The sequence below is a fragment of the Edaphobacter sp. genome (genome assembly GCF_035763405.1).
Taxonomy (GTDB): domain Bacteria; phylum Acidobacteriota; class Terriglobia; order Terriglobales; family Acidobacteriaceae; genus Edaphobacter.
This window is the reverse complement of the sequence record NZ_DASUBE010000039.1, coordinates 1-3676: the sequence shown is the minus strand read 5'-3', so window position 1 is coordinate 3676 and position 3676 is coordinate 1. Positions and strand designations below refer to the sequence as shown.

The 3676-nt window shown below is 57.5% G+C and carries 5 protein-coding genes; 4 read left to right on the top strand and 1 reads right to left on the bottom strand.

Going from position 1 to position 3676, the window contains the following annotated elements:
• Positions 1-60 precede the first annotated feature (60 nt).
• Entirely contained in the window at positions 61-867 is an 807-nt protein-coding gene (locus VFU66_RS03520; protein WP_326444850.1) for a sugar transferase, read from the top strand.
• A gap of 57 nt (positions 868-924) precedes the next feature.
• Here the strand turns inward: VFU66_RS03520 and VFU66_RS03515 are convergent, their stop codons facing one another.
• Positions 925-1869 (bottom strand): NAD-dependent epimerase/dehydratase family protein, encoded by a 945-nt coding sequence (locus VFU66_RS03515; RefSeq protein WP_326444849.1) that lies wholly within the window; start codon positions 1867-1869, stop codon positions 925-927.
• A gap of 312 nt (positions 1870-2181) precedes the next feature.
• On the opposite strand from VFU66_RS03515, the gene VFU66_RS03510 reads away from it, so the two are divergent.
• From VFU66_RS03510 to gatC, 3 genes are all read left to right on the top strand, one after another.
• Positions 2182-3219: a glycosyltransferase family 9 protein gene (locus VFU66_RS03510; RefSeq protein ID WP_326444848.1), complete on the top strand. Its 1038-nt coding sequence runs from the start codon at positions 2182-2184 to the stop codon at positions 3217-3219.
• On the top strand, positions 3216-3512 hold the full coding sequence (locus tag VFU66_RS03505) for a DciA family protein (RefSeq protein WP_326444847.1): 297 nt from the start codon (positions 3216-3218) through the stop codon (positions 3510-3512). Before VFU66_RS03510 ends, VFU66_RS03505 begins: the two co-directional genes overlap by 4 nt.
• Positions 3509-3676, top strand: a 168-nt coding sequence (gene gatC / locus VFU66_RS03500) for an Asp-tRNA(Asn)/Glu-tRNA(Gln) amidotransferase subunit GatC (RefSeq protein ID WP_326444851.1), incomplete at its 3' end; no start/stop codon positions are given. The genes VFU66_RS03505 and gatC, both read left to right, overlap by 4 nt.

Here is a 3676-nt window from a genome sequence, read left to right as displayed (position 1 = left end):
ATGGGTACATGATCGTTCCGTCGCGAAACTGAGTGAGCACGAACAACGGTATGGCCCGGTGTGACGCCGAACGAGCGCGCGCACGAGCCAGACAGATATGGGATCCAAATGGTAACGGAATATCAATCTCCCCAGTCGCAGGCTGCTGTTCTCGAAGCACCATCTTGCGACGACCTACTCTACATCAAGCAGGAGAGTCTTCAACGACGAGTGGCGCGGCGAACGTTCGACATCACTCTGGGATTTGTATTGGCCTTGATCACAGCGCCTGTCTGGCTCCTGGCTGCACTTGCCGTGCGCCTCGAGACTGAGGGGAACCCGTTCTTTGTTCAAACACGAATCGGGCTCGGCGGGAAACCGTTCAAAATGATTAAGCTGCGCGGCATGTACATCGACGCACGGAAGAGGTTTCCGCACCTGTACGATTACACCCGTTTTGGCGACCTCAACTTCCATTTTCATTACGAAGAAGACCCCCGCATCACGCGCGTGGGATCTTTTATCCGCAAGACCAGCATCGACGAGCTGCCTAACTTCCTCAATGTCCTCATGGGCACGATGACACTCGTCGGCCCGCGGCCTGAGATACCCGACGTGCTCGACTTGTACGGCGCGAGCAAAGCCGAATACCTCTCAGTCAAGCCGGGCGTCACCTGCCTGTCAAAGATCACCGGACGCGACAAGCTGACCAAAGGCGAAACGATTGAGATTGACCTTGACTATGTTCGCCATGCTTCTTTCCGCCTTGATCGAAGCATCTTCTGGAGAACACTCAAGGGCGTAGTGCAATGCCAGGACGTCTTCGACGGTGCACTCCTGGATGGCGGCATTATCGACATCGACTCGCTTGAGCAAAACCCGGATTAGGTTCCCAGGCTTTGCGCCTGAGACACATCCAGACAGTATGACGACGCAAGACCAGCTCTATCTGCCTGGCGTTGCATCGGCTTTCTTGTTCAGCATTCTCTCCAGCCCAGCCTGAATCCCAATCATCGGTCTCCAGTTCATCTCGACGGATGCAAGCCTTATATCGAGCACATTCTGGGCAACGTCAAACCCTCTACCCGGCTTGTAGTTAATCTTCAGCGCATGAGGAACCCGTCTCTGAATGAGTTCAACAAGCTCATTCAGAGACGTGCCAACACCGCAGCCGATATTGAAAAGAGAATGTGTGCCTGAATAGATGGAGGCGCTCAGCAGCGCGTCGGCAACATCATCTACGTGCACATAATCTCGGACGATGGAGCCGTCTCCCCAGATCTCGATCGGTTCGCCCTTCAAGGCATGAGCAGTAAAGTGAGCAACCGCCCCGAGTTGCCGGGCACAATCCTGTCCTTCGCCATAGATATTCGAGACACGGAGCGTGACGGAAGTCAGTCCATACAAATGCTGAAACAGGTTCAGATACTTCTCGATGGCCAGTTTGTGAATGCCGTAGGCGCAGAGCGGATTTGTCGGGTGGCTTTCCGGAATGGGATTGCATTGCGGACTCCCGTAGACAGTCCCCCCCCCCGAGGAGACGAAGATCAGCTTCCCAATGCGCATCCTCGCTGCATTCAACAGCCGAAGCGTTGCCAGGGTATTGGCCTGCAGGTCAAACGGCATGTCGAGATTGGACGTCGATGGAAGAGTCGAACTGGCGAGGTGATAAACGATGTCCGCACCCTCCAGAGCACGGGCAGCACTGTCGGAGTCGATCGAAGCGGCGATCCATTCAACCTCGGAGTGCCAGCTCCGCGTTGCCGTCCTAGGATGTCCCGAACGCGAGATAGACCTGACGGCATAGCCTGCCTTGAGCAGCCGGGAACACAGGGCCTGTCCTAAAAAGCCGCTGCCGCCCAGTACGACACATGTTGGGCGTTTACTCATGATGGGCGTTCGCGTTCCGAATATCAGGCTCCTGCGCGCAGAGCTGGCATTCGATGCATTCCAATCCCGGCTCAGGACCAGCGAGGTGAATCCGGCCAGCAGTGCGCGTCAGGATAGTGTAGCGCAGCGACAAGGACAACCGTGCATCGTGGCGGGCGCAGGTATCGCTACAATGAAATCATGCGGAGAGGCAGTAAAAAAAACAGACTGCTGGACTACTGGCTCGGGATTCCGCTGCTGAATAGTGCGACCCTATGCCTCAGGGCGGGGCGCAGACGGAAATGGCCGGCACAGGTCCGCAGCATTGGCGTAATGTGTTCAGCAGCACTCGGCGACACGCTCTTGTTCTCCGGAGTGCTGCGGGACCTGCGGGAGTGGTGCGATCGGCAAAGCGGGGCTGAAATTGAGATCGTCCATTTCTACATGAAGCAGAATCGGGCAGCGGCGGAGTTGATTGTGGGAGCAGACCGTCGCGTGTTGATTGACATGACGCAGCCGTTGAAGAGCATCCAGACGATACGCGCCGAGGGCATCGATGTTCTATTGGACTTTACCTCGTGGCAGCGACTGACGGCACTTTACAGCCTGATGTCGGGAGCACGGCTTACGGCAGGGTTTCAGACGCCGGGACAATATCGCGGCCTGGGATACGACGTTCAAGTAGAGCACCGCACAGACCGCCATGAGATGGAAAACTTCCGGGCCTTGTTGCGGGCGGTGCATATCCCCGCGGGTCTCGCGCCGCAAGTGGTGGTCCCCGCTGCCGCGACCGAGCCGCTGCCGGGAGGCCGGGACATCGTTGTGTTTCACCTGTGGGCATCAGGCGCGCTGAGCCACCTGAGGGAATGGCCGGAAGATCGGTGGATTGCGCTCGCAGAGGGGCTGGCCCGTCCTGAGACGGTTTTTGCAATTACCGGTGCAACCGGCGACCTTGAGCGGATCGATCCCTTCGTCCGGCGCATGAAGGAGAAGGGACTGAGCGCCGTGCCGTTTGTTGGAACGGACGGGTTCATTTCGCTGTCCCATCTACTGCGCAGGGCCCGCGTCGTGGTCAGCGTCAATACAGGAACCATGCATCTGGCGGCGATTCTGGACGCGCCAACCGTTTCGTTGAACGGACCCACAAACAATGAGCGGTGGGGACCAATAGGCCCTCATGCTGTAGGCGTCTCGTCCAGCGGAGCAGACTGCGGATATTTAAATCTGGGATTTGAATTCAACGGCCAGGCGACCGACTGCATGGAACGAATTTCCGTCGAAAGCGTGCTGGCCGCTGCCATTGAGGTAGCAAACCACCGTGCGAACCAGGCGCAATGGACGCAGGACATGCTTGCGCACAGGGAGCAATGAAGATGGAAGGAATGCGCGATGTGCTTCGACAAGAATTGAGAAACAGTATGCGCGCCATACCCGAGCAGGATAGATTGGCAGCTGCCTGGGTGGTGGCGTGCGGCAAAGTCCTGGCAGAGCATGGGGTCGTGTCAGGCTATGCCGACGAAGTGGTTCACGTTGCTGTCGCTGACAAGACGTGGCTGCGGCAGATGATGACCATGAGCGGACATCTCGCCGCAGAATTGAGCAGAATCGCAGGAGTGAAGGTGCGCGAGATACACTTTGAGATGAAGAGGATTGAAACGCGATGAGCGAACAGACAAGCGTGTCGGTCGACGACGTGCGGAGGGTTGCCGAGCTGGCGAACCTGGAGCTGACTGCGGAAGAAGAGCCGCGGATGCGGCGGGACCTGAACGCAATCCTGAACTACGTCGAGCAATTAAATGAACTGGACACCTCCGGCGTACCGGCGATG